Annotated in this window: 25 protein-coding genes; all 25 read left to right on the top strand. The window is 60.8% G+C overall.

All coding sequences use genetic code 11. The annotated features are described in order from the left end of the window. Positions 1 to 3: 3 nt before the first annotated feature. The 25 genes from fliJ (at position 4) to ACP6KB_RS19465 (ending at position 23,230) form a co-directional block, all read left to right on the top strand. Positions 4 to 453 (top strand): flagellar export protein FliJ, encoded by a 450-nt coding sequence (gene fliJ, locus ACP6KB_RS19585; protein ID WP_442108954.1) that lies wholly within the window; start codon positions 4 to 6, stop codon positions 451 to 453. A 90-nt stretch (positions 454 to 543) separates the two neighbouring features. Continuing rightward, positions 544 to 840 carry an STAS domain-containing protein gene (locus tag ACP6KB_RS19580; protein ID WP_442108953.1) on the top strand — a complete coding sequence of 99 codons (297 nt, stop codon included), beginning with the start codon at positions 544 to 546 and terminating at the stop codon, positions 838 to 840. Positions 841 to 848: 8 nt separating this feature from the next. Next, on the top strand, positions 849 to 2,549 hold the full coding sequence (locus tag ACP6KB_RS19575; protein WP_442108952.1) for a SpoIIE family protein phosphatase: 1,701 nt from the start codon (positions 849 to 851) through the stop codon (positions 2,547 to 2,549). Positions 2,550 to 2,574: 25 nt separating this feature from the next. Continuing rightward, positions 2,575 to 2,922: an Hpt domain-containing protein gene (locus ACP6KB_RS19570; protein ID WP_442108951.1), complete on the top strand. Its 348-nt coding sequence runs from the start codon at positions 2,575 to 2,577 to the stop codon at positions 2,920 to 2,922. 137 nt (positions 2,923 to 3,059) lie between these two features. After that, positions 3,060 to 4,343 (top strand): flagellar hook-length control protein FliK, encoded by a 1,284-nt coding sequence (locus tag ACP6KB_RS19565; RefSeq protein WP_442108950.1) that lies wholly within the window; start codon positions 3,060 to 3,062, stop codon positions 4,341 to 4,343. Positions 4,344 to 4,495: 152 nt separating this feature from the next. Next, positions 4,496 to 4,993 carry a flagellar basal body-associated protein FliL gene (fliL, locus tag ACP6KB_RS19560; protein WP_442108949.1) on the top strand — a complete coding sequence of 166 codons (498 nt, stop codon included), beginning with the start codon at positions 4,496 to 4,498 and terminating at the stop codon, positions 4,991 to 4,993. Between the two features lie 9 nt (positions 4,994 to 5,002). Next, positions 5,003 to 5,971, top strand: a complete 969-nt coding sequence (gene fliM / locus ACP6KB_RS19555) for a flagellar motor switch protein FliM (RefSeq protein ID WP_442108948.1) — start codon at positions 5,003 to 5,005, stop codon at positions 5,969 to 5,971. A 48-nt stretch (positions 5,972 to 6,019) separates the two neighbouring features. Continuing rightward, positions 6,020 to 6,484 carry a flagellar motor switch protein FliN gene (fliN, locus tag ACP6KB_RS19550; RefSeq protein WP_442108947.1) on the top strand — a complete coding sequence of 155 codons (465 nt, stop codon included), beginning with the start codon at positions 6,020 to 6,022 and terminating at the stop codon, positions 6,482 to 6,484. Positions 6,485 to 6,538: 54 nt separating this feature from the next. Further along, the gene (gene fliO, locus ACP6KB_RS19545; RefSeq protein WP_442114345.1) at positions 6,539 to 6,943 is read left to right on the top strand and encodes a flagellar biosynthetic protein FliO; all 405 of its coding nucleotides are present in this window, start codon (positions 6,539 to 6,541) and stop codon (positions 6,941 to 6,943) included. After that, the gene (gene fliP / locus ACP6KB_RS19540; protein ID WP_442108946.1) at positions 6,943 to 7,695 is read left to right on the top strand and encodes a flagellar type III secretion system pore protein FliP; all 753 of its coding nucleotides are present in this window, start codon (positions 6,943 to 6,945) and stop codon (positions 7,693 to 7,695) included. Before fliO ends, fliP begins: the two co-directional genes overlap by 1 nt. Before the next feature lie 21 nt (positions 7,696 to 7,716). Continuing rightward, a complete protein-coding gene (fliQ, locus tag ACP6KB_RS19535; protein ID WP_133217292.1) occupies positions 7,717 to 7,986 on the top strand; it encodes a flagellar biosynthesis protein FliQ in 270 nt (89 codons plus the stop codon). Between the two features lie 7 nt (positions 7,987 to 7,993). Next, entirely contained in the window at positions 7,994 to 8,770 is a 777-nt protein-coding gene (gene fliR / locus ACP6KB_RS19530) for a flagellar biosynthetic protein FliR (protein WP_442108945.1), read from the top strand. Positions 8,771 to 8,772: 2 nt separating this feature from the next. Next, entirely contained in the window at positions 8,773 to 9,906 is a 1,134-nt protein-coding gene (gene flhB, locus ACP6KB_RS19525; protein ID WP_442108944.1) for a flagellar biosynthesis protein FlhB, read from the top strand. A gap of 180 nt (positions 9,907 to 10,086) precedes the next feature. Further along, positions 10,087 to 12,216, top strand: a complete 2,130-nt coding sequence (gene flhA / locus ACP6KB_RS19520; protein ID WP_442108943.1) for a flagellar biosynthesis protein FlhA — start codon at positions 10,087 to 10,089, stop codon at positions 12,214 to 12,216. An 11-nt stretch (positions 12,217 to 12,227) separates the two neighbouring features. Beyond that, positions 12,228 to 13,538, top strand: coding sequence for a flagellar biosynthesis protein FlhF (flhF, locus tag ACP6KB_RS19515; protein ID WP_442108942.1), 1,311 nt, complete (start codon positions 12,228 to 12,230; stop codon positions 13,536 to 13,538). 119 nt (positions 13,539 to 13,657) lie between these two features. Then, positions 13,658 to 14,491 carry a flagellar synthesis regulator FleN gene (gene fleN, locus ACP6KB_RS19510; RefSeq protein ID WP_038613333.1) on the top strand — a complete coding sequence of 278 codons (834 nt, stop codon included), beginning with the start codon at positions 13,658 to 13,660 and terminating at the stop codon, positions 14,489 to 14,491. Then, positions 14,488 to 15,228: an RNA polymerase sigma factor FliA gene (gene fliA / locus ACP6KB_RS19505; protein WP_133217286.1), complete on the top strand. Its 741-nt coding sequence runs from the start codon at positions 14,488 to 14,490 to the stop codon at positions 15,226 to 15,228. Before fleN ends, fliA begins: the two co-directional genes overlap by 4 nt. A 104-nt stretch (positions 15,229 to 15,332) precedes the next feature. Then, on the top strand, positions 15,333 to 15,707 hold the full coding sequence (locus ACP6KB_RS19500) for a chemotaxis response regulator CheY (RefSeq protein WP_036990294.1): 375 nt from the start codon (positions 15,333 to 15,335) through the stop codon (positions 15,705 to 15,707). 19 nt (positions 15,708 to 15,726) lie between these two features. Beyond that, positions 15,727 to 16,515 carry a protein phosphatase CheZ gene (locus tag ACP6KB_RS19495; RefSeq protein WP_442108941.1) on the top strand — a complete coding sequence of 263 codons (789 nt, stop codon included), beginning with the start codon at positions 15,727 to 15,729 and terminating at the stop codon, positions 16,513 to 16,515. Positions 16,516 to 16,527: 12 nt separating this feature from the next. Beyond that, a complete protein-coding gene (locus tag ACP6KB_RS19490) occupies positions 16,528 to 18,744 on the top strand; it encodes a chemotaxis protein CheA (RefSeq protein WP_442108940.1) in 2,217 nt (738 codons plus the stop codon). A 45-nt stretch (positions 18,745 to 18,789) separates the two neighbouring features. Then, entirely contained in the window at positions 18,790 to 19,899 is a 1,110-nt protein-coding gene (locus tag ACP6KB_RS19485) for a protein-glutamate methylesterase/protein-glutamine glutaminase (RefSeq protein WP_442108939.1), read from the top strand. Then, positions 19,899 to 20,639 carry a flagellar motor protein gene (locus tag ACP6KB_RS19480; protein WP_442108938.1) on the top strand — a complete coding sequence of 247 codons (741 nt, stop codon included), beginning with the start codon at positions 19,899 to 19,901 and terminating at the stop codon, positions 20,637 to 20,639. Before ACP6KB_RS19485 ends, ACP6KB_RS19480 begins: the two co-directional genes overlap by 1 nt. A gap of 3 nt (positions 20,640 to 20,642) precedes the next feature. Continuing rightward, entirely contained in the window at positions 20,643 to 21,530 is an 888-nt protein-coding gene (gene motD / locus ACP6KB_RS19475; protein WP_442108937.1) for a flagellar motor protein MotD, read from the top strand. A gap of 45 nt (positions 21,531 to 21,575) precedes the next feature. Further along, entirely contained in the window at positions 21,576 to 22,364 is a 789-nt protein-coding gene (locus tag ACP6KB_RS19470; protein WP_442108936.1) for a ParA family protein, read from the top strand. Continuing rightward, entirely contained in the window at positions 22,364 to 23,230 is an 867-nt protein-coding gene (locus ACP6KB_RS19465; protein ID WP_442108935.1) for a CheW domain-containing protein, read from the top strand. Before ACP6KB_RS19470 ends, ACP6KB_RS19465 begins: the two co-directional genes overlap by 1 nt. The last annotated feature ends 48 nt before the right edge of the window (positions 23,231 to 23,278 follow it).

The raw sequence follows: 23,278 nt of genomic DNA, 5'->3' as shown, positions 1-23,278 counted from the left end.
GCCATGGCTCAACCCAGCCGTGCGGCGCGTCTGACCCCTGTAGTGGAAATGGCTGAAAATGCCGAGCGCCAGGCTGCCCAGCGCCTGGGGCAGTTCCAGCAACAGGTCAACATGGCGCAGGCTAAGTTGGCTGAGCTGGACCGCTTTCGCGAAGACTATCAACTGCAATGGATCAACCGCGGCGGGCAGGGGGTGTCGGGCAGTTGGCTGGTGAACTACCAGCGCTTTCTCGGCCAGCTGGAAAGCGCCATGACCCAGCAGCGCCAAAGCCTGGTGTGGCATCAGAACAACCTCAACAACGCCCGGGGTACCTGGCAGCAGGCGTATGCCCGGGTTGAAGGTCTGCGCAAGTTGGTGCAGCGCTATATCGAAGAAGCGCGGATGCTCGAAGACAAACGCGAACAAAAATTGCTCGACGAGTTGTCTCAGCGCCTGCCGCGTCTTAATCGTTGATCTGCAGCCCTGCACGCGCTTGCTGCTCAGGCCTTGGGCTGCTAAACCTACTGGGTGTCTGTATTCGTCTTTATCGAAGGAATCGCCTACATGGCAGTTGAATCCATCTCCCAGGACGGGAAGTTGACGATCAGGGTCAAGGGCCGCTTTGACTTTGGCAAGCATCAGGAATTTCGCAGTGCCTACGAGCGGCTCGGCAAGCCGGATCTGGTCATTGTCGATCTCAAGCACACCACCTATCTCGACAGCTCGGCGCTGGGCATGTTGTTGATGCTGCGTGATCACGCAGGTGGGGATGATGCGGACGTCCAGGTGATCAATACCAATCCGGATGTGCGCAAGATTCTCGCTATTTCCAATTTCGACAAGCTGTTCGACATCAGTTGATTCAGGCCATGTCCGAGTCGCGCCTGACGGTGCTGATTGCCGAGGACAGTGCAGTCGACCGGCTGTTGTTGGCACGCATTGTCAGCAAACAGGGCCACGCCGTGCTCACCGCTGAAAACGGTCAGCAGGCACTGGCGCTGTTTGCCGAGCAGCGCCCGCAACTGGTGCTGCTCGATGCGCTGATGCCGGTCATGGACGGCTTTGAAGCGGCGCGGCAAATCAAAGCCCTGGCCGGTGAGGCCCTGGTGCCGATCATCTTCCTCACATCGCTCAGTGAGGAGGAGGCACTGGTGCGTTGCCTGGAAGCCGGTGGCGATGACTTTCTGGCCAAGCCTTACAGCCCGGTGATTCTCGCGGCGAAGATCAGGGCCATGGATCGCCTGCGCCGCCTGCAGGCGACGGTGCTGGAGCAGCGTGACCAGATCAGCCGTCACCATCATCACTTGCTCAATGAGCAGCGGGTGGCCAAAGCGGTGTTCGACAAGGTCGCCCATGCCGGTTGCCTGAGTGCCTCGAATATCCGCTACCTGCAATCGCCCTATGCATTGTTCAACGGCGATCTGCTGCTGGCGGCGTATTCGCCTGCGGGGGATATGCATGTGTTGCTGGGTGACTTCACCGGGCATGGCTTGCCGGCCGCGGTCGGGGCGATGCCGCTGGCGGAAATTTTCTATGGCATGACCGCCAAGGGCTACGGTCTGGCCGAAACCCTGCGCGAGATGAATGCCAAGCTCAAGCGCATCCTGCCTGTGGATATGTTCTGTTGTGCGCTATTGCTGAAGCTGAGTTTTCAGCGTCGGCAGGTCGAGGTGTGGAACGGCGGCATGCCCGACAGTTACTTATTGCCGGCCAATGGCGGTGCGCCGTTGCCGTTGGTGTCCCGGCATCTGCCGCTGGGGGTGCTGGCTGCAGAACGTTTTGACGATTCGACCCAGGTCTTGCCGCTGGCCTTGGGTGAGCGCCTGTTTTTGCTGTCTGATGGGGTGGTCGACACCAGCGACGAGAACGATCAGCTGTTCGGTGTCGAGCGGTTGTTGCAGGTGCTCAATGATAATCGCCAGGCTGATTTGTTGTTCGAAGAGGTGCTGCAGGCGCTAGAGGCGTTTCGCGGGCAGTGTCGTGATGACGTCAGTCTGCTGGAGATTACTGTTGTCGAGCCGGAAGCCTTGACCCCGCCCGCGGTGATCTATTCTGACAGCGGGCAGTCCACACCGCTGGACTGGTCGGTGAGCTTCGAGTTTCGTGCTGAAACACTTAAACGCTTCAACCCGTTGCCTCATTTGTTGCATCTTCTGCAGGACATTCATGGCTTGCGTGCCCAGAGCGGTGCCCTGCATTGCGTACTGAGTGAGCTGTACTCCAATGCCCTGGAGCATGGGGTGTTGGCACTGGATTCCGGGCTCAAGCGCGACGCCCAGGGCTTTGGCGAATACTACCGCCAGCGCAATGAACGCATGCAGGCGCTCAACAGCGGCTATATTCGAGTAGGGTTACGGATTGAACCCCAGGGTTTGGGTGGGCGTCTGATCATCGACATCGAAGACAGTGGTAAAGGTTTTGATGTGAGTAAAGTGCTGGCGCGCCCGCTGGCCGAGCAAGGTTTGTGTGGGCGTGGATTGAACCTGATACGTCGGCTGAGCCGACGTGCCGAGTGGGCTGACGAGGGGCGCCGCGTACGCGTGGAGTTCGCTTGGGAGGCTCTGGCATAATTGAACTTGATCAAGGAGTGAACAAGTGTCCGATATCCATATCGATCAAGAAGTACTGAGCAGCCTTCAGGAGGTGATGGAGGATGAATACCTGACCTTGCTCGATACTTTTCTCAACGACTCCGAAATTCGCCTCAGCCAGTTGCACGAGGCCACCAGCCCGGAAGCGCTTGGCCTAGCTGCGCACAGCTTCAAAGGCAGCAGCAGCAACATGGGCGCCAAAGTCCTGGCCGAGTTGTGCGGGCGTCTGGAGGAGCGCGTCAAATCCCCACCGCTGAACAACATCGAAGACCTGATCAATCAGATTGATAACGAGTACCAGGCGGTTCGCCAGCTGTACGCCCAAGAGCGCCAGCGCGTCCTGATCGGGTAGGCGCAGGCTTGCCCCGCGATTGCGCTGTGTCAGTGCCGCCGTATCGCGGGGCAAGCCCGCTCCTACAGACTTGGCTCGACTCTTGCTGTTCTCTTGGTTAGTTAATGTCCAAGCCCCTCTGTCGCGGAGAAAATTTCATGCCGGTTGCTTCCAATCCCTTGCTGCAAGTCGGTGCCGCGACCAACGCTTCCCGTGCTGCCAATCAATCGGACAAAGCGCCGCAGCCTGCAAGCGACAAGAGCTCGGGCTTTTCCAGTGTGTATGAGCAGCAGTCACGCCCGGCCTCCAAAACGACGGCTGAGGCGCCAGCGCGTGACAAAGGCGAGAAGAACGTAAAGGAAGGCAAAGACACTGCCGCCAAAGACGCAAAGCTTGCCGATAGCGGCAAGAACTTGCCAGACGACCAGGACGACACCCTGGCGGCTGGCGATACGCCAGAGCCGACACTCCTGGACCCGAGCCTGGTGGCCGGTCAGGTGACCGATGCGCAGCCGGGCGCGCAACTGATCCAGGCGCAAGCCGAAGCCGTTGCGCCAGTGGTTCAGGCAGCGCAGTTGCAGGCGCAGGTGGCGCCCGCCACAACACCTGCTGCAGACCCTGCATTCGACCCCGAGGCAGACCCACTGGCCGATATGCCTGCCTTGCGCATGGCGCTGGAGCAAACCGCGCAGGCGCAAGGCACGACCTCGGCGCACGCTGCCAGCAAACCGACGACCGCTCAGCCGGAAGCGACGCCAGCCCAGCCTGCCGTCAATACCCTGGCGGCGCTGCTCGACAAGCCAGGTGCCGAGGCTGAGCAGGGTGAGGCGGGCGAGAAGGCGTTTTCCGGATTGCTCGATGATGGCCTCAAAGACTTGAAAAGCGCCGCTAGCGATACCCGTGTGGATAACTTTTCCGAGCGTCTGAGTGCGCTGACCCAGGCGACCACGGCGAAAACCGCCAATGCCATCCCGGTTGCGCCAGCGCCTTTGCATCAGCCGCTGGCAATGAACCAGGGCGGCTGGACCGAAGGTCTGGTCAACCGGGTGATGTTCCTGTCCAGCCAGAGCCTGAAGTCGGCAGACATTCAACTGGAGCCGGCAGAGCTTGGGCGTCTGGATATTCGCGTGCATATGGCGCCGGAGCAGCAGGCGCAAATCACTTTCACCAGCGGCCACGTTGGTGTGCGTGAAGCGCTGGAAAACCAGGTGCACCGGCTCAAGGAAATGTTCGCCCAGCAAGGGTTGGGGCAACCGGACGTCAATGTTGCCGATCAGTCACGAGGCGAGCAGCAACAGGGTAACCCTGATGCGCCGCGCCTGAGTGGCGTAGCGGCGCGCCGCAACGCTGCTGCTGCAGAAGAAGGTGAGCTGGCTGCCAGCACTGCGCCCATCGAACAGCAGACCGTGATTGGCACTAGCGCCGTGGACTACTACGCCTAGTCTTCCTGTGGGAGCGGGCTTGCCCCGCGATTGCGGTGTGTCAGTCAGTGCGCCTCGCGGGGCAAGCCCGCTCCTACACCCGCCAGTTGGCATAACACTTGCTCAAAGCACGCCATGTGACTGAATTCTCCGATGAATGACGGAATATTGGCATGGCGAAGAGCGACGTAGATAAAGACCCCGCCGCTAAAGGCAAAATCAAGCTGATCCTGCTGGTGGTGCTGGCATTGCTGCTGGCCATCGGTCTGTCGGTAGGCGCTACCTGGTTCTTCCTGCACAAGTCTGAAGACAAGCCGGCAGCAGACGCAGCGCAAACCAGTAACCTCAAGCCTGCGGCCATCTATGAGGCGCTGACGCCAGCCTTCGTGGTCAACTTCAACCAGAACGGGCGCCAGCGCTACATGCAGGTGAGTATCACCCTGCAAGGCCGCGATCAGGCTGCACTGGATGCCTTGAAGGTGCACATGCCGGTGATCCGCAACAACCTGGTGATGCTGTTTTCCGGGCAAGGTTTTGACACCCTGGCTAGCCCGGTTGGCCAGGAGATGTTGCGCCAGAAAGCGACCGCCAGCGTGCAGGAAGTCGCCCAGAAGGAAGTTGGCAAACCGGTCGTCGACCAGTTGCTGTTCACCAATTTCGTATTGCAGTAGGAGCCACCGATGGCCGTGCAGGACCTGCTGTCCCAGGATGAAATCGATGCCTTGTTGCATGGCGTCGACGATGGCTTGGTGCAAACCGAGGCCAACGCCGAACCTGGCAGTGTCAAAAGCTATGACCTGACCAGTCAGGATCGCATCGTCCGCGGACGCATGCCGACCCTGGAAATGATCAACGAGCGTTTCGCCCGTTATACCCGCATCAGCATGTTCAACTTGCTGCGTCGCTCGGCGGACGTGGCGGTGGGCGGTGTGCAGGTGATGAAGTTCGGCGAGTACGTGCATTCGCTGTACGTACCGACCAGTCTGAACCTGGTCAAGATCAAGCCACTGCGCGGCACGTCGTTGTTCATTCTCGACGCCAAGCTGGTGTTCAAGCTGGTAGACAACTTCTTTGGCGGTGACGGTCGTCACGCCAAGATTGAAGGCCGGGAGTTCACCCCGACCGAGCTGCGCGTGGTGCGCATGGTGCTGGATCAGGCCTTCGTCGACCTGAAAGAGGCCTGGCAGGCGATCATGCCGGTCAACTTCGAGTACATCAACTCCGAGGTCAACCCGGCCATGGCCAACATCGTCGGGCCGAGCGAAGCGGTGGTGGTGTCGACCTTCCACATCGAACTCGATGGGGGTGGCGGCGACCTGCACGTAACCATGCCGTACTCGATGATCGAGCCGGTACGGGAAATGCTCGACGCCGGTTTCCAGTCCGACCTGGACGACCAGGACGAGCGCTGGATCAAAGCCCTGCGCGAAGACGTGCTGGATGTCAGCGTACCGCTGAGCGCCACCGTCGCCCGTCGCCAGTTGAAGCTGCGCGACATTCTGCATATGCAGCCCGGTGATGTGATTCCGGTCGAGCTGCCTGAACACCTGATCCTGCGGGCCAACGGCGTACCGTCGTTCAAGGCCAAGCTCGGTTCGCACAAAGGCACCCTGGCCCTGCAGATTATCGATCCGATCGAGCGCCGCTGAGCGGCGTCGGTTGGTCCAACTCCGAATTGATTGCCCGTCGAGGACAAAATGGCTAACGAAAACGACATCACCTCTCCGGAAGAGCAGGCTCTGGCCGATGAGTGGGCGGCTGCCCTGGAAGAAACCGGCGACGCCGGTCAGGCCGATATTGATGCCTTGCTGGCTGCCGACAGCGGCAGCGGTGGCTCCAACCGTCTGCCGATGGAAGAGTTCGGCAGCTCGCCGCGCAGCAACGAGCAGGTCAGCCTGGAAGGCCCGAACCTGGATGTGATCCTCGACATCCCGGTGAGCATTTCCATGGAAGTGGGCAGCACCGAGATCAACATCCGTAACCTGCTGCAGCTCAACCAGGGTTCGGTGATCGAGCTTGATCGCCTGGCCGGTGAGCCGCTGGATGTGTTGGTCAACGGCACACTGATCGCCCACGGTGAAGTGGTGGTGGTCAACGAAAAATTCGGTATTCGCCTGACTGATGTGATCAGTCCGAGCGAACGCATCAAGAAGCTGCGCTGAGTGAAAAGCGTTGTCTGCCGCGGCCTGGCACTGGCCGGTGCGTTGTATGCGCAGATGAGTCTGGCAGCGGCGACAGTGCAGCCTGCCGCAGCGGTGGTCGCGCCGGGCGGCAGCGGCAGTGCTGTCGGTCAGCTCGGGCAGTTGGTGCTCGGTTTGCTGTTGGTGCTGGGGCTGATCTTTCTGCTCGCCTGGCTGTTGCGCCGGGTGCAGAACGCAGCGCCAGGCAGTGGCCAGGTCATCGACATCATCGGCAGTCGCAGCATCGGCCCCAGGGATCGCCTGTTGCTGATTCAGGTCGGCAAGGAGCAGATCCTGATCGGCCACACACCCGGCAGCATCGAAGCCTTGCATGTCTTGGCCGAGCCGGTCGAGGTGCCTGCCAATGCGCGTCAGGCCACACCAGAATTCGCCCAGCGCCTGTTGGAGCTGATGGGCAAGGATCAGAAGGGTAAGTCGTAATGGGCGCATTGCGCATGATGTTGACGCTGCTGTTGCTGTTGGCAGCGCCACTGGCGCTGGCCGCCGATCCGCTGTCGATCCCGGCCATTACCCTGTCCAACGGTGCGGACGGGCAGCAGGAATATTCGGTCAGCCTGCAGATTCTGCTGATCATGACGGCGCTGAGTTTCATTCCGGCGTTTGTCATCCTGATGACCAGCTTCACCCGCATCATCATTGTCTTTTCCATTCTGCGTCAGGCGTTGGGTTTGCAGCAGACGCCGTCGAACCAGATCCTTACCGGTATGGCGCTGTTTCTGACCATGTTCATCATGGCGCCGGTGTTCGACCGGGTGAACAAAGACGCTCTGCAGCCGTATCTGAACGAGAAAATGGTGGCTCAGGAAGCGATTGCCAAGGCACAGGTGCCGCTCAAGGATTTCATGCTGGCGCAAACCCGGCAGAGTGACCTGGACCTGTTCATGCGCTTGTCCAAACGCACCGACATTGCCGGCCCCGATCAGGTGCCGCTGACGATCCTGGTGCCGGCCTTTGTCACCTCGGAGCTGAAAACCGCGTTCCAGATCGGCTTCATGATCTTCATTCCGTTTCTGATCATCGACCTGGTGGTGGCCAGTGTGCTGATGGCCATGGGTATGATGATGCTCTCGCCGTTGATCATCTCGTTGCCGTTCAAAATCATGCTGTTCGTGCTGGTCGATGGCTGGGCCTTGATCATGGGCACCCTGGCCGGCAGTTTTGGTGGCGTCTGACGCCGCAAGGAGAGCAAGACCATGACCCCTGAAGTCGCCGTCGACCTGTTTCGCGATGCCTTGTGGCTGACCACCCTGATGGTGGCCGTGCTGGTGGTGCCCAGCCTGCTGGTCGGCTTGATCGTGGCGATGTTCCAGGCGGCCACGCAGATCAACGAACAAACCCTGAGCTTTCTGCCGCGGTTGTTGGTGATGCTGCTGACCTTGATCGTGGTCGGGCCTTGGCTGGTGCAGAAGTTCATGGAATACATGCTGTCGCTGTACGGCAGCATCCCGCAGTTGATCGGCTGAGCTGTCGATGCTTGAGTTGACCGACACGCAGATCAGCACCTGGGTGGCCAGCTTCATCCTGCCGCTGTTTCGTGTGGCTGCGGTATTGATGACCATGCCGGTGATTGGCACCACCCTGGTGTCGACGCGTATCCGCCTGTACCTGGCCGTGGCGATCACTGTGGTGATCGTGCCCGGCCTGCCGCCGATTCCGCCGGTCAGTGCGCTGGACCTCAGTGCGCTGCTGTTGATCGCCGAGCAGATCATCATCGGTGCGCTGTTTGGCATGGCGCTGCAGCTGTTTTTCCAGATCTTCGTGATTGCCGGGCAGATTGTCGCGATCCAGATGGGTATGGCCTTCGCCTCGATGGTCGACCCGGCCAACGGCGTCAACGTGGCGGTGATCAGTCAGTTCCTGACCATGCTGGTGACCTTGATGTTCCTGGCTATCAACGGCCATCTGGTGGTGTTCGAGGTGCTGACCGAAAGCTTTACCACCTTGCCGGTGGGTGGCGGTTTGCTGGTCAATCACTTCTGGGATCTGGCCGGGCGCCTGAGCTGGGTGCTCGGTGCGGCGCTGTTGCTGGTGTTGCCAGCGATCACCGCGCTGCTGGTGGTCAACATCGCCTTTGGCGTGATGACCCGTGCGGCGCCGCAGTTGAACATCTTCTCCATCGGCTTTCCGCTGACCCTGGTGCTGGGGCTCGGGATTTTCTGGGTGACACTGGCTGACCTCGTTCCGCATTACCAGGCGCTGGCCTCCGAGGCCTTGCAATGGTTGCGTGAACTGGCAAGGGCGCGCTGAGCATGGCAGAGAGCGAAAGCGGTCAGGACAAAACAGAAGACCCCACCGAGAAACGCAAAAAAGACGCCCGGGAAAAGGGCGAGATCGCCCGTTCCAAGGAACTCAACACGGTGGCGGTAACCTTGGCCGGTGCCGGTGCGCTGCTGGCGTTTGGTGGGGGTATCGCCCAGTCGATGATGGAACTGATGCGCAGCAACTTCGTGTTATCGCGTGAAGTCATTACCGATGAGCGCTTCATGGGCATCTTCCTCATGGCCGCTGGCAAGTCGGCGATGTTGAGCATCCAGCCGGTGTTGCTGGTGTTGCTGGTGGCCTCGATCATCGGCCCGGTCGCCCTGGGTGGTTTCCTGTTTTCCGGCAGCTTGCTGGAGCCCAAATTCAGCCGCATGAACCCTATGGCCGGGATCAAGCGGATGTTCTCGGTCAATGCCCTGTCCGAGTTGCTCAAAGCGCTGGCCAAGTTTTTCATGATTCTGATCGTCGCCCTGGTGGTGCTCTCGGCAGACCGCGACGACCTGCTGGCGATTGCCAACGAGCCGTTGGATCAAGCGATCATCCATGGTGTCCAGGTGGTGGGTTGGAGTGCCTTGTGGATGGCCGCCGGGCTGCTGTTGATCGCGGCGATCGACGTGCCGATCCAGCTGTGGCAAACGCATCAGAAAATGCTGATGACCAAGCAGGAAATTCGCGATGAATACAAAGACAGCGAGGGTAAACCGGAGGTCAAGCAGCGCATCAGGCAGCTGCAGCGCGACGCTTCGCAGCGCAGGATGATGGCGGCGATTCCCGATGCCGACGTCATCATCACCAACCCGACGCACTACGCCGTAGCGCTCAAGTACGACCCGGAGAAGGGCGGTGCGCCGTTGTTGCTGGCCAAAGGTGCCGACTTCATCGCCCTGAAAATCCGCGAAATTGCCAACGAGCACAAGATCCAGGTGCTGGAATCGCCGGCGTTGGCGCGGTCGATCTACTACTCCACCGAGCTTGAGCAAGAAATCCCCGCAGGCCTGTACCTGGCGGTGGCCCAGGTATTGGCCTACGTCTACCAGATCCGCCAATACCGCGCGGGCAAAGGCAAGCCGCCGGAGCCGCTCAAAGACCTGCCGATCCCTCCCGACCTGCAGCACGACTAACGCCTGTAGGAGCGGGCTTGCCCCGCGAGGCGTACCGACTGACACACCGCCATCGCGGGGCAAGCCCGCTCCCACCGGGCAAAAACACTGTATTTCGCAAAGTTGGAAAGCTTCTTGCAAAGGCAGCGCTGCGCGCGTCAAACGCGTCAAAGTTTTGCTTGAGCTAGACGAGGAATACCGGTGGATCGCTCTCAGTTAATCAACAGTGCCCGTAACAACCTGGCCGGTTTAGGTCGGGGGAATCTGGGTGTGCCGCTGTTGTTGCTGGTGCTGCTGGCAATGATGATGTTGCCGATCCCGCCGTTCCTGCTCGATGTGTTTTTTACCTTCAACATTGCCTTGTCGATTGTGGTGTTGTTGGTCTGTGTTTACGCCCTGCGCCCCCTCGATTTCGCTGCGTTCCCGACCATTTTGCTGGTAGCGACGCTATTGCGCCTGGCCCTGAACGTGGCCTCCACGCGGGTGGTGATGCTCCACGGTCACGACGGTCACGCTGCCGCCGGTAAGGTGATTCAGGCCTTCGGCGAGGTGGTGATCGGCGGTAACTACGTGGTCGGTATCGTGGTATTCGCCATTTTGATGATCATCAACTTTGTGGTGGTGACCAAGGGTGCCGGGCGTATTTCCGAGGTGAGCGCGCGTTTCACCCTCGATGCGATGCCCGGTAAACAGATGGCCATCGACGCCGACCTCAACGCCGGCTTGATCGATCAGGCCCAGGCCAAGGCGCGTCGTACCGAGGTGGCGTCTGAGGCCGAGTTCTACGGTTCGATGGACGGTGCCAGCAAGTTCGTCCGCGGTGATGCCATCGCTGGCCTGTTGATTCTGTTCATCAACCTGATCGGCGGCATTCTGGTCGGTATGTTCCAGCACAACATGAACTTTGCCGACGCCGGCAAAGTGTATGCCTTGCTGGCGATTGGTGACGGTTTGGTGGCGCAACTGCCATCACTGCTGCTGTCCACCGCCGCAGCGATCATGGTGACCCGTGCTTCTGGCTCCGAAGAGATGGGCCAGCAAATCAATCGGCAGATGTTCGAGTCACCTAAAGCGCTGGCAGTGTCGGCGGGCGTGATGATCGTCATGGGCCTGGTGCCAGGCATGCCGCATATCGCCTTCCTGAGCCTGGGTGCGTTGGCCGGTGGCGGCGCTTATCTGCTGTGGCGCAAGCAGCAACAGGCCAAGATCAAGGCGCAGGAAGAGGTGCAGCGTCAGCAGGACCTGCTCCCCTCGCCGCAGCGGGCCATCGATACCAAGGAACTGGGCTGGGACGACGTGACGCCGATCGACATGATCGGCCTGGAAGTCGGTTACCGGCTGATTCCGCTGGTTGACCGCAACCAGGGTGGGCAGTTGCTGGCGCGAATCAAGGGGGTGCGCAAGAAGCTCTCCCAGGACCTGGGCTTTCTCATGCCGACGGTGCACATCCGCGACAACCTCGACCTGGCGCCCAGTGCCTATCGCCTGACCCTGATGGGGGTAATTTTGGCCGAGGCCGAGATTTATCCGGACCGCGAGTTGGCGATCAACCCGGGGCAGGTCTTCGGTACCCTCAACGGCATCGCCGCACGTGATCCGGCCTTTGGCCTGGAGGCAGTGTGGATCGACGTCAATCAGCGCAGCCAGGCGCAGTCGCTGGGCTACACCGTGGTGGACGCCAGTACCGTGGTTGCCACCCACTTGAACCAGATTCTGCACAAGCACTGCCATGAGCTGATCGGCCATGAAGAAGTGCAGCAGTTGCTACAGGTGCTGGCCAAGGCCTCGCCGAAACTTGCCGAAGAGTTGGTGCCGGGCGTCATTACATTGTCAGGCCTGCTCAAGGTCCTGCAGGCGTTGCTCGCCGAGCAAGTGCCGGTGCGTGACATTCGCAGCATTGCCGAGGCTATCGCCAACAATCCGGCCAAGAGTCAAGATACCGCCGCGCTGGTCGCAGTGGTGCGCGTCGGATTGTGTCGCGCAATCGTGCAAAGCATTGTTGGCGTTGAGTCCGAGCTGCCTGTGATCACCCTTGAGCCAAGGTTGGAACAGATTTTGCTCAATAGTCTGCAAAGGGCCGGGCAAGGTCAGGAAGACGGTGTTCTTCTTGAACCGAGCATGGCTGAAAAGCTTCAGCGTTCGTTGATCGAGGCTGCCCAGCGTCAAGAGATGCAGGGGCAACCGGCGATCCTGCTGGTCGCAGGACCAGTGCGGGCAATGCTGTCGCGCTTCGGCCGCCTGGCTGTACCGAATTTGCATGTTTTGGCGTATCAGGAAATACCTGACAACAAGCAAGTTACCATCGTTGCCACAGTAGGCCCCAACGGCTGAGGTAGTGGGTTATGCAAGTTAAGCGTTTTTTCGCCGCCGATATGCGTCAGGCCATGAAGCTGGTTCGAGATGAGCTGGGGGCTGATGCCGCCATCATCGGTAACCGACGGATTGCTGGCGGTGTCGAGCTGACGGCTGCGCTGGACTACAAGCTGTCCGCCCTGGCGCCACGGGTTCCGAACGTCGAGCTCGAAGATGAGCTGCGCAAGACCCAGTCGCGGATAGTCACGGCACAGGCCGAGCTCAGCAGCCGCTCCGAGAGCGAGGAAGGCAACCGTCAACTGTTTGCCGGTTTGCCGCTGACCGCTTCCGAGCCACTGGTCGAGCCACAGGTTGAAGCGCCTGCGGCCCCGGTGGCTGCAGCCGCTGCGCCGGTTGACCCGCGTCTGTTCGATGCCATGCGCAGCGAACTGACTGGCCTGCGCGAGTTACTCGAAGTTCAGCTGGGCTCGTTGGCCTGGAGCCAGTTGCAGGGCAACCAGCCACAGCAAGCCAACCTCTGGCGGCGTTTGCAACGCATTGGTCTGTCTGCGCCGATCGCGCGCGAGCTGCTGGACCTTACCGCGGGCATCGAAGAGCCGCGTCATGCCTGGCGCATGCTGCTCGCGCACCTGGCGCGGCGTATCGATGTGCCAGAGATCGAGCCGATCGAAGAAGGTGGCGTGATTGCCATGGTCGGCCCGGCGGGCATGGGCAAGACCACTACGCTGGCCAAGCTGGCAGCGCGCTACGTACTCAAATACGGCGCGCAGAACCTGGCACTGGTGAGCATGGACAGTTTCCGTATCGGTGCCCAGGAACAATTGAAAACCCTGGGGCGCATCCTCAATGTCTCGGTGACCCATGTCGACCCGGGGCAATCGCTGGCGCAGGCACTGGACCCACTGCTGCGCAAGCGCGTGGTGCTGATCGATACCGCCGGTCTGCAAGCCAGCGATCCGGCTTTGCGGATGCAGCTGGAAACCCTTGCCGGACGCGGTATTGCGTCTAAAAATTATCTGGTGCTGGCGACCACCAGCCAGAAGCAGGTGCTGACGGCCGCTTATCACAGCTACAAACGCTGTGGGCTGGCCGGGTGCATCCTGACCAAGCTTGATGAAACGGCCAGCCTCGGGGAAGTCCTGAGCTTGGCGATCAGTCACGAACTGCCTGTGGCCTATCTAACCGATGGTCCGCGCATTCCTGACGACCTGCACCTGCCGCGCCGCCACCAGTTGGTTAGCCGCGCAGTGAGTGTGCAGATGCAAGACGAGCCCAGCGAAGAGGCGATGGCCGATATGTTCGCTGATCTCTACCACAGCCCCGGCAAGCGAGTTGGCTGAGGTGATTGTGAAGACGTTGCAAAGTATCTGCATTGATGGACTGCCAGGCATTTTTCAGGTGTTGAAAGCGCAGCCGGTCATGTGGCCTCGGTCTAAGCAAGACAAGGTAATAAGCAAACATGGGTAGCATGCATCCCGTACAGGTGATCGCCGTAACCGGCGGTAAAGGTGGCGTCGGCAAGACCAATGTGTCGGTGAATTTGTCATTGGCGCTGGCAGAGCTTGGCCGTCGGGTCATGCTGCTCGATGCCGACCTGGGCCTGGCCAACGTCGACGTTCTCCTGGGACTGACGCCCAAGCGCACCCTGGCCGACGTCATCGAAGGCCGTTGCGAGCTGCGCGACGTGCTGCTGCAGGGGCCCGGCGGTGTACGCATCGTGCCGGCGGCCTCGGGCACGCAGAGCATGGTGCACCTGGCGCCTGCCCAACATGCCGGCCTGATCCAGGCGTTCAGCGAGATCGGCGACAACCTCGATGTGCTGGTGATCGATACCGCTGCGGGTATTGGTGACTCGGTAGTCAGTTTTGTCCGTGCGGCGCAAGAGGTGCTGTTGGTGGTGTGCGATGAGCCCACCTCGATCACCGACGCCTATGCGCTGATCAAGCTGCTCAACCGCGATTACGGTATGAATCGTTTCCGCGTGCTGGCGAACATGGCGCAGAGCCCTCAGGAAGGGCGCAACCTGTTCGCCAAGTTGACCAAGGTCACGGATCGCTTCCTTGACGTCGCCCTACAATACGTCGGCGCGGTGCCTTACGACGAATGCGTACGCAAGGCGGTGCAGAAGCAGCGAGCGGTCTATGAAGCCTTTCCGCGTTCCAAGTGCGCGTTGGCATTCAAGGCCATTGCTCAGAAGGTCGATACCTGGCCGCTGCCAGCCAACCCGCGTGGTCATCTGGAGTTTTTTGTCGAGCGCCTGGTGCAACCGACAAGCGCGGGACCGGTGCTATGAACGCCAGCGGCTATCGGATGTACAGCAAGGCTTCGCGCGATGGCCAGTATGAGTTGATCGAGCGTTACGCACCGTTGGTCAAGCGTATCGCCTATCACTTGCTGGCACGCTTGCCGGCCAGTGTGCAGGTGGAAGATCTGATCCAGGCCGGCATGATCGGCTTGCTCGAAGTCAGCAACAAATACGACGCGAGCAAGGGTGCCAGTTTCGAGACCTACGCCGGTATCCGCATCCGCGGGGCAATGTTGGACGAAGTACGTAAAGGGGACTGGGCACCGCGTTCGGTTCACCGCAATACCCGCATGGTCAGCGACGCGATTCGTGCAATTGAAGCAAAAACCGGCCGTGACGCTAAAGATCACGAAGTTGCTGCCGAACTTCAATTGAGTCTCGATGATTACTACGGGATTTTGAATGACACCTTGGGCAGTCGCCTGTTCAGTTTCGACGACCTGTTGCAGGACGGCGAACATGAAGGACTGCACGAGGACGGCGCCAGTGTCCAGCTCGAGCCTTCGCGCGATCTGGAAGACGAACGCTTTCAGGCGGCGCTGGCCGATGCCATCGCCAACTTGCCTGAACGTGAGCGTCTGGTGCTGGCGCTGTACTACGACGAAGAGCTGAACCTCAAGGAAATCGGTGAGGTCCTGGGGGTCAGCGAATCGCGCGTCAGCCAGTTGCACAGTCAGTGCGCGGCGCGTTTGCGCAGTCGCCTGGGGGAATGGCGGGCGCGTTGAACGCAGGTTCAATGCAGTCGCGAAATGTAGTGCCCGAATTGATTGAATGCGCGTTCAGCGCTGAACGCGTTAAAGACTGCTTGGAGGTCTAATTGAACAAAGACATGAAAATCCTCATCGTCGACGATTTTTCGACGATGCGGCGGATCATCAAGAACCTGTTGCGTGACCTGGGCTTCACCAATACCCAGGAAGCGGATGACGGCAACACTGCACTGCCGATGCTCGAAAGCGGCCATTTCGATTTCCTCGTCACCGACTGGAACATGCCAGGCATGTCGGGTATCGACCTGCTGCGCAAAGTGCGTGCCGACGAGCGCCTCAAGCACCTGCCAGTGCTGATGGTGACTGCCGAAGCCAAGCGCGAGCAAATCATCGAAGCCGCCCAGGCCGGTGTGAATGGCTACGTGGTCAAGCCGTTCACCGCGCAAGTGCTGAAAGAAAAGATCGAGAAGATCTTCGAGCGCGTCAACAGCTAAGACACGCCACGGGGGCGCTATGGAGCAAACACATTCATCACTGGACGGCTTCGAGTCGACACTGAAGAAGCACGCTCACGAACTGGTCGACAGTCTTGAGCGCGGCAAATTCGGCGACGCGGTGCAACTGATCCATCAGCTGAACCAGACCCGTGACCGTGGCCTGTACCAGGAAGTCGGCAAGCTCACGCGAGAGCTGCACAGCGCGATCGTCAGCTTCCAGATCGACCCGCAAATGCCGCAGGCCGAGGAAGTCTCGCAGATCACCGATGCCACCGAGCGCCTGTCCTATGTGGTCAAGCTGACCGAAGGGGCGGCCAACCGCACGATGGATCTGGTTGAGGAAAGCACCCCGGTGCTGCATGAGCTCAGCGATGAAGCCCGTGACCTGCGCACCGACTGGCAGCGATTCTTGCGCCGCGAAGTGGCGGCCCCGGAGTTCCGCGAGCTGATGCACCGCATCGACCGTTTCCTGGAACGTAGCGAGGAGGGTAGCCGCAAGGTCGCCGGTCACCTCAATGACATTCTCCTGGCACAGGACTATCAGGACCTGACCGGGCAGGTGATCAAGCGTGTTACCGCGCTGGTCACCGAAGTAGAAAGCAATCTGCTCAAGCTTGTGCTGATGGCCAGTCAAGTCGACCGCTTTGCCGGTATCGAACATGACCACCAGCAGCTGCGCGCTGAGAAAGATCAAGAAAAACATCCGACTCGGGGTGAAGGTCCGCAGATTCATGCCGATAAGCGTGAAGACGTTGTGTCCGGTCAGGACGATGTCGACGATCTGCTGTCCAGCCTGGGTTTTTAGGGAGCACGTTTAATGAGCTTCGGCGCCGATGAAGAGATCCTTCAGGATTTTCTGGTAGAAGCCGGCGAGATTCTTGAGCAACTGTCCGAGCAACTGGTCGAGCTGGAAAGCCGTCCGGATGATGCCGATCTGCTCAATGCAATCTTTCGCGGTTTTCACACTGTAAAAGGGGGCGCCGGCTTCCTCCAGCTCAACGAGCTGGTGGAGTGCTGCCACATCGCCGAAAACGTCTTCGACATCCTGCGCAAGGGTGAGCGTCGCGTTGATGCGGAACTGATGGACGTGGTGCTGGAGGCCCTGGACACGGTCAACAGCATGTTCGGTCAGGTGCGTGAGCGTAGCGACATCACCCCGGCTACGCCTGAGTTGCTGGCGGCGCTGTCGCGTCTGGCCGAGCCTGCTGCTGCTGCCGAACAAGCACCAGCGCCCGAACCTGAACCGGTCGTTGAAGCTCAAGCTAGCACCGACATTACCGACACCGAATTCGAGCAACTGCTGGACTCGCTCAATGCGGTCAAGGCCGAAGCCGAAGCTCAGGTGCAGGCGCCTGAAGCGGCCAGTGACGAAATCACCGACGCCGAGTTCGAGTCGCTGCTCGATCAGTTGCATGGCAAGGGCCAGTTCGCGCCCGACAGCATCAGCGCAGCGGCACCCGCGCAGGAGGCGCCGCAAGGCGCTACCGACGAAATCACCGATGCCGAGTTTGAAGCGCTGCTGGATCAACTGCATGGCAAGGGCAACTTTGCCGTCGATGCCCTGCCAGGTGCAACTGCGCCCGCCGCGGCTGCCGCTCCCGCGCCTGAGGCGACGTCGGGCGATCATATTTCCGAGCATGAATTCGAAGCCTTGCTCGATGAACTGCACGGTAAAGGCAAGTTCACCCCCGACAGCGTTGCCCCGGCGGCTGTTGCCGTAGCTCCGGCTGCCGCTGTTGTCGCTGCCAAGCCTGCGGCAGCACCAGCGCCTGCACCTGCTGCCAAACCAGCTGCTGCACCGGCCAAGGCTGCGGCGCCTGCGCGGCAAGCCCCTGCGGCGGCCGACAAACACGCGGTCAGCGAAACGGAAACCACCGTACGCGTCGACACTGCGCGCCTGGACGAGATCATGAACATGGTCGGCGAACTGGTGCTGGTGCGTAACCGTCTGGTGCGCCTGGGCCTGAACAGCGGCGATGAGGCCATGTCCAAGGCGGTATCGAACCTGGATGTAGTGACCGCCGACCTGCAGACCGCGGTGATGAAAACCCGTATGCAGCCGATCAAGAAGGTCTTCGGGCGCTTCCCGCGCCTGGTTCGCGACCTGGCCCGGCAGCTGAAAAAAGAGATCAACCTGGAGCTGGTCGGTGAAGAAACCGACCTCGACAAGAACCTCGTCGAGGCCCTGGCCGACCCGCTGGTGCACTTGGTGCGCAACGCCGTCGACCACGGTGTCGAAACCCCGGAAGAGCGTGAAGCCGCAGGCAAGCCGCGTGGCGGCAAAGTGGTGCTGTCGGCCGAGCAGGAAGGCGACCACATCCTCTTGTCGATCTCCGATGATGGCAAGGGCATGGACGCTAACGTCCTGCGCGCCATCGCGGTCAAGCGCGGGGTGATGGACAAAGACGCCGCCGACCGTCTCAGCGAAACCGAATGCTACAACCTGATTTTCGCCCCGGGTTTCTCGACCAAAACCGAGATTTCCGACGTGTCCGGCCGCGGCGTGGGCATGGACGTGGTGAAAACCAAAATCTCCCAGCTCAACGGCTCGATCAATATCTATTCGACCAAGGGCCTGGGCTCGAAGATCGTCATCAAGGTGCCGCTGACCCTGGCGATCATGCCGACCCTGATGGTGATGCTGGGCAACCAGGCATTCGCCTTCCCGCTGGTCAACGTCAACGAAATCTTCCACCTGGACCTGTCGCGCACCAACGTGGTCGACGGCCAGGAGGTGGTGATCGTGCGCGACAAAGCCTTGCCGCTGTTCTACCTCAAGCGCTGGCTGGTCAGTTCCGCCGCTCATGAAGAGCAACGCGAAGGGCACGTGGTGATCCTTTCGGTGGGCACCCAGCGGATCGGCTTTGTCGTCGATCAACTGGTGGGCCAGGAAGAAGTGGTCATCAAACCGCTGGGCAAGATGCTCCAGGGCACGCCAGGCATGTCGGGTGCCACCATTACCGGTGACGGGCGCATTGCGCTGATCCTCGACGTGCCGAGCATGCTCAAGCGTTACGCCGCCCGGCGTATTTGATTCTGGTGGCGCGGCTTGCACGCCGCGCCCCCTAATGGAGTGTTTATGGCAGTCAAGGTCCTGGTGGTGGATGATTCCGGTTTCTTCCGCCGCCGTGTCTCGGAAATTCTTTCAGCGGACCCGACTATTCAGGTCGTCGGTACCGCGACCAACGGCAAGGAAGCGATCGACCAGGCACTGTCGCTCAAGCCCGATGTCATCACCATGGACTACGAAATGCCCATGATGGATGGCATCACCGCTGTACGTCACATCATGCAGCGCTGCCCGACCCCGGTGTTGATGTTCTCCTCGCTGACCCATGAAGGCGCGCGGGTGACCCTCGACGCCCTGGATGCCGGTGCGGTCGATTACCTGCCGAAAAACTTCGAAGACATCTCGCGCAATCCGGAGAAGGTCAAACAAATGCTGTGCGAAAAGGTGCATACCATTTCGCGCAGTAACCGCCGTCTGGGCAGCTATGCCGCCCCTGCGCCGCAACCGGCAGCGGCGGCTCAGCCAAGCGTCAGTAGCCTGGGCAGCAGCGCTGCACCTCGTGCGGCAGCGCCGGTTCGCGCGGCAGCTGTGGCCAGTTCGCCAGCGCCCAAGCGCAAGCCTTACAAACTGGTGGCCATTGGCACCTCGACCGGCGGCCCGGTGGCGCTGCAGCGGGTGCTGACGCAACTGCCTGCCAGTTTTCCGGCACCTATCGTGCTGATTCAGCATATGCCGGCGGCGTTCACCAAGGCCTTTGCCGAGCGTTTGGACAAGCTGTGCAAGATCCGCGTCAAAGAGGCCGAAGACGGTGACATGCTGCGTCCTGGTCTGGCGCTGCTGGCCCCGGGTGGCAAGCAGATGATGATTGATGGTCGCGGTGCGGTGAAGATTCTGCCGGGCGACGAGCGTTTGAATTACAAGCCGTGTGTGGATATCACCTTCGGCTCGGCGGCCAAGTCCTATGGCGACAAGGTGCTCTCGGTGGTGCTGACCGGCATGGGCGCCGACGGCCGTGAAGGCGCACGCCTGCTCAAGCAGGGCGGCAGCACGGTGTGGGCTCAGGATGAAGCCAGTTGCGTGATCTATGGCATGCCGATGGCGATCGTCAAAGCCAACCTTGCCGATGCGGTGTACAGCCTCGATGAAATCGGCAAGCACCTGGTTGAGGCGTGCGTCTGATGGATGTTTTGAGCTTAATCGGCATCATCCTGGCGTTTGTCGCGATTGTCGGCGGCAACTACCTTGAGGGTGGTCACCTGTCGGCACTGATCAACGGCCCGGCGGCCTTGATCGTACTGGGCGGTACCCTGGCGGCGGCGTTGCTGCAGTCGCCGATGAGCGCCTTCAAGCGTGCCTTGCAGATTGTCCGCTGGATCATCTTTCCGCCGCGCATCGACCTCGCTGGCGGTATCGATCGGGTGGTCAACTGGAGCCTGACGGCGCGCAAGGAAGGCTTGCTGGGCCTGGAAGGTGTCGCTGATGCCGAGCCGGACCCTTACGCCCGCAAAGGCCTGCAACTGCTGGTTGATGGTGCCGAGCCGGAAGCCATTCGCAGCATTCTGGAAGTGGATTTCTACACCCAGGAAGGCCGTGACATCCAGGCGGCCAAGGTGTTCGAGTGCATGGGCGGCTATGCCCCGACCATCGGCATCATCGGTGCGGTCATGGGCCTGATTCATGTCATGGGCAACCTCGCCGATCCTTCGCAGCTGGGCAACGGTATCGCCGTGGCATTCGTGGCCACCATCTACGGTGTGGCCAGTGCCAACCTGATCCTGCTGCCGATTGCCAACAAGCTCAAGGCGCTGGCCATGCGTCAGTCGCGTTACCGGGAAATGCTCCTGGAAGGGCTGCTGTCGATTGCCGAAGGTGAGAACCCACGCTCGATCGAGCTGAAGCTTCAGGGCTTCATGGAGTAATACATGGCCCGCCGTCGACAACCCGAGGAACACGAAAACCACGAACGCTGGCTGGTGTCCTACGCCGACTTCATCACCTTGCTGTTCGCCTTTTTCGTGGTCATGTACTCGATTTCCTCGATCAATGAGGGCAAGTACAAGATCCTCTCCCAGGCCCTGATCGGGGTGTTCAACGACCCTGAGAAAAGCATGCGGCCGATCCCCATCGGTGAAGAACGGCCACTGACCGTCAAACCGGCCGAGCCGCTGATCAAAGACAGCGATCAGGTCGATGCGGGGCTGGCGCAAACCAGCAGTGACCCGCTGAAAACCATCACCGATGATGTGCGCGATGCCTTTGGCGACCTGATCAAATCTGACCAGATGACGGTGCGTGGCAACGAGCTGTGGGTTGAAATCGAGCTCAACTCCGCGCTGCTGTTTGGCAGTGGTGATGCGATGCCCAGCGATGTGGCGTTCAACATCATCGAAAAGGTCGCCAACATTCTCAAGCCCTTCGCCAACCCGGTACACGTCGAAGGCTTTACCGATGACTTGCCGATCCGCACGGCGCAGTACCCGACCAACTGGGAGCTGTCTTCGGCGCGTGCCGCCAGCATCGTCCGCCTGCTGGCCATGCAAGGGGTCAACCCGGCGCGCATGGCCTCGGTTGGCTACGGCGAGTTCCAGCCGATTGCCAGCAACGCCAGCGCAGAGGGCCGCGCACGCAACCGGCGGGTGGTGCTGGTGATTTCCCGTAACCTGGAAGTGCGCCGCAGCCTGACCGGTACCGGCAGTGCCAATGCCACGCCGGATGCGGCAATGCAGCGGGCTGGCACACAAACTGCACCGCCAGCGGTATCACCGACGGTGGGGGGCAATCGCGTCAATCCTCCGTCACCGACCCTATAACCGTTCCCGGTGGGGCAGGTTGTCATACCGGGAGGAAGCAACGTAATGAGAGTCTGGGCAGTAGCCAATCAAAAAGGTGGCGTCGGTAAGACCACCACATCCATCGCCCTGGCCGGTTTGCTGGCCGAAGCGGGCAAGCGCGTGGTTGTGGTTGACCTTGACCCGCACGGCTCGATGACCAGCTACTTCGGGCACAATCCGGACACCCTGGAACACAGCAGCTACGACCTGTTTCTGCACAAAGGCGCGGTGCCGGAAGGCCTGCCCGGTCAGCTGCTGCTGCCCACCAGTGATGAAAACATCTCGCTGTTGCCTTCGAGCACGGCGTTGGCGGTGCTTGAACGCCAGTCACCCGGGCAAAGCGGGCTGGGCCTGGTGATCGCCAAGTCTCTGGCGCAGCTGTGGCAGGATTTCGACTACGCCATCATCGACAGCCCGCCCTTGCTCGGTGTGCTGATGGTCAACGCCCTGGCGGCCAGCCAGCAGTTGGTGATTCCGGTGCAAACCGAATACCTGGCGGTCAAGGGCCTGGAGCGCATGGTCAGTACCCTGGCGATGGTCAACCGCTCGCGCAAGCAGGCGCTGCCTTACCACATCGTGCCGACCCTGTTCGACCGCCGCACCCAGGCCTCCATGGGCACCTTGCGGGTGCTGCGCGATGCTTACCCAGAGAACATCTGGCAAGGCTATATCCCGGTTGATACGCGCTTGCGCGATGCCAGCCGGGCGGGCCTGACGCCGTCGCAGTTCGATGGCAAGAGCCGCGGTGTAGTCGCCTACCGGGCGCTGCTCAAGCACCTGCTGTCGCACAACCTTGCCCAGCAGGTGGCCTGATGAACCGTCCGCACACGCTTGCCTCCGGCCCGCAACTGGCGCTGCAGTCGTACCTCGATGGCTTGCTGCACGAGGCCACAGAAGACGTCGAGCTGGCTGAGCCGACGGTCGAGATCGATGACTTTCAGGCTGCCGTGCTCGAGGAGCAGGCCCGTGATGCCCAGGTCGCCCAGACGCAACGGCCGGTCGTGGTGGCGCTAGCGCCATTGCCGTTCGCCGAGCCTGCGCCTGTGGTGTTGCCCGCGATCCTGCCGGTGCGCCTGCCTGAGCCCGAACCTGAACCTGAACCTGCCACCATTGAGGTGCTGGCCGAGTCGCCAGAACCGATTGAGCCTCTGGTACAGGTACACCTGCCGCCAGCCGCCAATCAGCCGCCGCAAACCGTTGACGGGCGCCCGGCCTGGGCGGCCGAGCCGTTTGAATGTTTGCTGTTCGACGTCGCCGGTCTGACCCTCGCGGTGCCACTGGTATGCCTGGGTTCGATCTATTCACTGGCCGGTCATGAGCTGACACCGCTGTTCGGCCAGCCCGACTGGTTTCTGGGCATCCTGCCGAGCCAGAGCGGCAACCTGAAAGTGCTGGATACCGCGCGTTGGGTCATGCCCGACCGCTACCGCGACGATTTCCGTCAGGGCCTGCAGTACGTGATTTCGGTGCAGGGTTATGAATGGGGGCTGGCGGTGCATCAGGTCAGCCGATCGCTGCGCCTGGACCCCAACGAGATCAAATGGCGAAGCCAGCGTGGCCAGCGACCCTGGCTGGCTGGCACGGTCATCGAACACATGTGCGCGTTGCTCGACGTTGCCGAGCTGGCCGAGTTGATCGCCAGCGGCGCCGTCAAGCAACTGCACGTCAGCCAAAAATAATCGGTCGCAACTGCGATCGCACAGAGCACGCCGCCGAAGGCGGTTTTT

Origin of the sequence: Pseudomonas sp. NUPR-001 (assembly GCF_052147955.1) — a bacterium.
Taxonomy (GTDB): Bacteria; Pseudomonadota; Gammaproteobacteria; order Pseudomonadales; family Pseudomonadaceae; genus Aquipseudomonas.
This window is presented reverse-complemented; position numbering and strand designations above follow the sequence as displayed.

Excerpts from the sequence above, each read along its gene's own strand:
- fliL (WP_442108949.1), top strand. The coding sequence starts at position 4,496 with ATGGCGAAGAGCGACGTAGATAAAGACCCCGCCGCTAAAGGCAAAATC.
- ACP6KB_RS19490 (WP_442108940.1), top strand. The coding sequence starts at position 16,528 with ATGAGCTTCGGCGCCGATGAAGAGATCCTTCAGGATTTTCTGGTAGAA.
- fliA (WP_133217286.1), top strand. The coding sequence starts at position 14,488 with ATGAACGCCAGCGGCTATCGGATGTACAGCAAGGCTTCGCGCGATGGC.
- ACP6KB_RS19565 (WP_442108950.1), top strand. The coding sequence starts at position 3,060 with ATGCCGGTTGCTTCCAATCCCTTGCTGCAAGTCGGTGCCGCGACCAAC.
- ACP6KB_RS19495 (WP_442108941.1), top strand. The coding sequence starts at position 15,727 with ATGGAGCAAACACATTCATCACTGGACGGCTTCGAGTCGACACTGAAG.
- flhB (WP_442108944.1), top strand. The coding sequence starts at position 8,773 with ATGGCAGAGAGCGAAAGCGGTCAGGACAAAACAGAAGACCCCACCGAG.
- fliR (WP_442108945.1), top strand. The coding sequence starts at position 7,994 with ATGCTTGAGTTGACCGACACGCAGATCAGCACCTGGGTGGCCAGCTTC.
- fleN (WP_038613333.1), top strand. The coding sequence starts at position 13,658 with ATGGGTAGCATGCATCCCGTACAGGTGATCGCCGTAACCGGCGGTAAA.
- ACP6KB_RS19480 (WP_442108938.1), top strand. The coding sequence starts at position 19,899 with ATGGATGTTTTGAGCTTAATCGGCATCATCCTGGCGTTTGTCGCGATT.
- motD (WP_442108937.1), top strand. The coding sequence starts at position 20,643 with ATGGCCCGCCGTCGACAACCCGAGGAACACGAAAACCACGAACGCTGG.
- fliM (WP_442108948.1), top strand. The coding sequence starts at position 5,003 with ATGGCCGTGCAGGACCTGCTGTCCCAGGATGAAATCGATGCCTTGTTG.
- fliO (WP_442114345.1), top strand. The coding sequence starts at position 6,539 with ATGAGTCTGGCAGCGGCGACAGTGCAGCCTGCCGCAGCGGTGGTCGCG.
- flhF (WP_442108942.1), top strand. The coding sequence starts at position 12,228 with ATGCAAGTTAAGCGTTTTTTCGCCGCCGATATGCGTCAGGCCATGAAG.
- ACP6KB_RS19500 (WP_036990294.1), top strand. The coding sequence starts at position 15,333 with ATGAAAATCCTCATCGTCGACGATTTTTCGACGATGCGGCGGATCATC.
- fliN (WP_442108947.1), top strand. The coding sequence starts at position 6,020 with ATGGCTAACGAAAACGACATCACCTCTCCGGAAGAGCAGGCTCTGGCC.
- fliQ (WP_133217292.1), top strand. The coding sequence starts at position 7,717 with ATGACCCCTGAAGTCGCCGTCGACCTGTTTCGCGATGCCTTGTGGCTG.
- ACP6KB_RS19580 (WP_442108953.1), top strand. The coding sequence starts at position 544 with ATGGCAGTTGAATCCATCTCCCAGGACGGGAAGTTGACGATCAGGGTC.
- ACP6KB_RS19575 (WP_442108952.1), top strand. The coding sequence starts at position 849 with ATGTCCGAGTCGCGCCTGACGGTGCTGATTGCCGAGGACAGTGCAGTC.
- ACP6KB_RS19465 (WP_442108935.1), top strand. The coding sequence starts at position 22,364 with ATGAACCGTCCGCACACGCTTGCCTCCGGCCCGCAACTGGCGCTGCAG.
- ACP6KB_RS19470 (WP_442108936.1), top strand. The coding sequence starts at position 21,576 with ATGAGAGTCTGGGCAGTAGCCAATCAAAAAGGTGGCGTCGGTAAGACC.
- fliP (WP_442108946.1), top strand. The coding sequence starts at position 6,943 with ATGGGCGCATTGCGCATGATGTTGACGCTGCTGTTGCTGTTGGCAGCG.
- fliJ (WP_442108954.1), top strand. The coding sequence starts at position 4 with ATGGCTCAACCCAGCCGTGCGGCGCGTCTGACCCCTGTAGTGGAAATG.
- ACP6KB_RS19485 (WP_442108939.1), top strand. The coding sequence starts at position 18,790 with ATGGCAGTCAAGGTCCTGGTGGTGGATGATTCCGGTTTCTTCCGCCGC.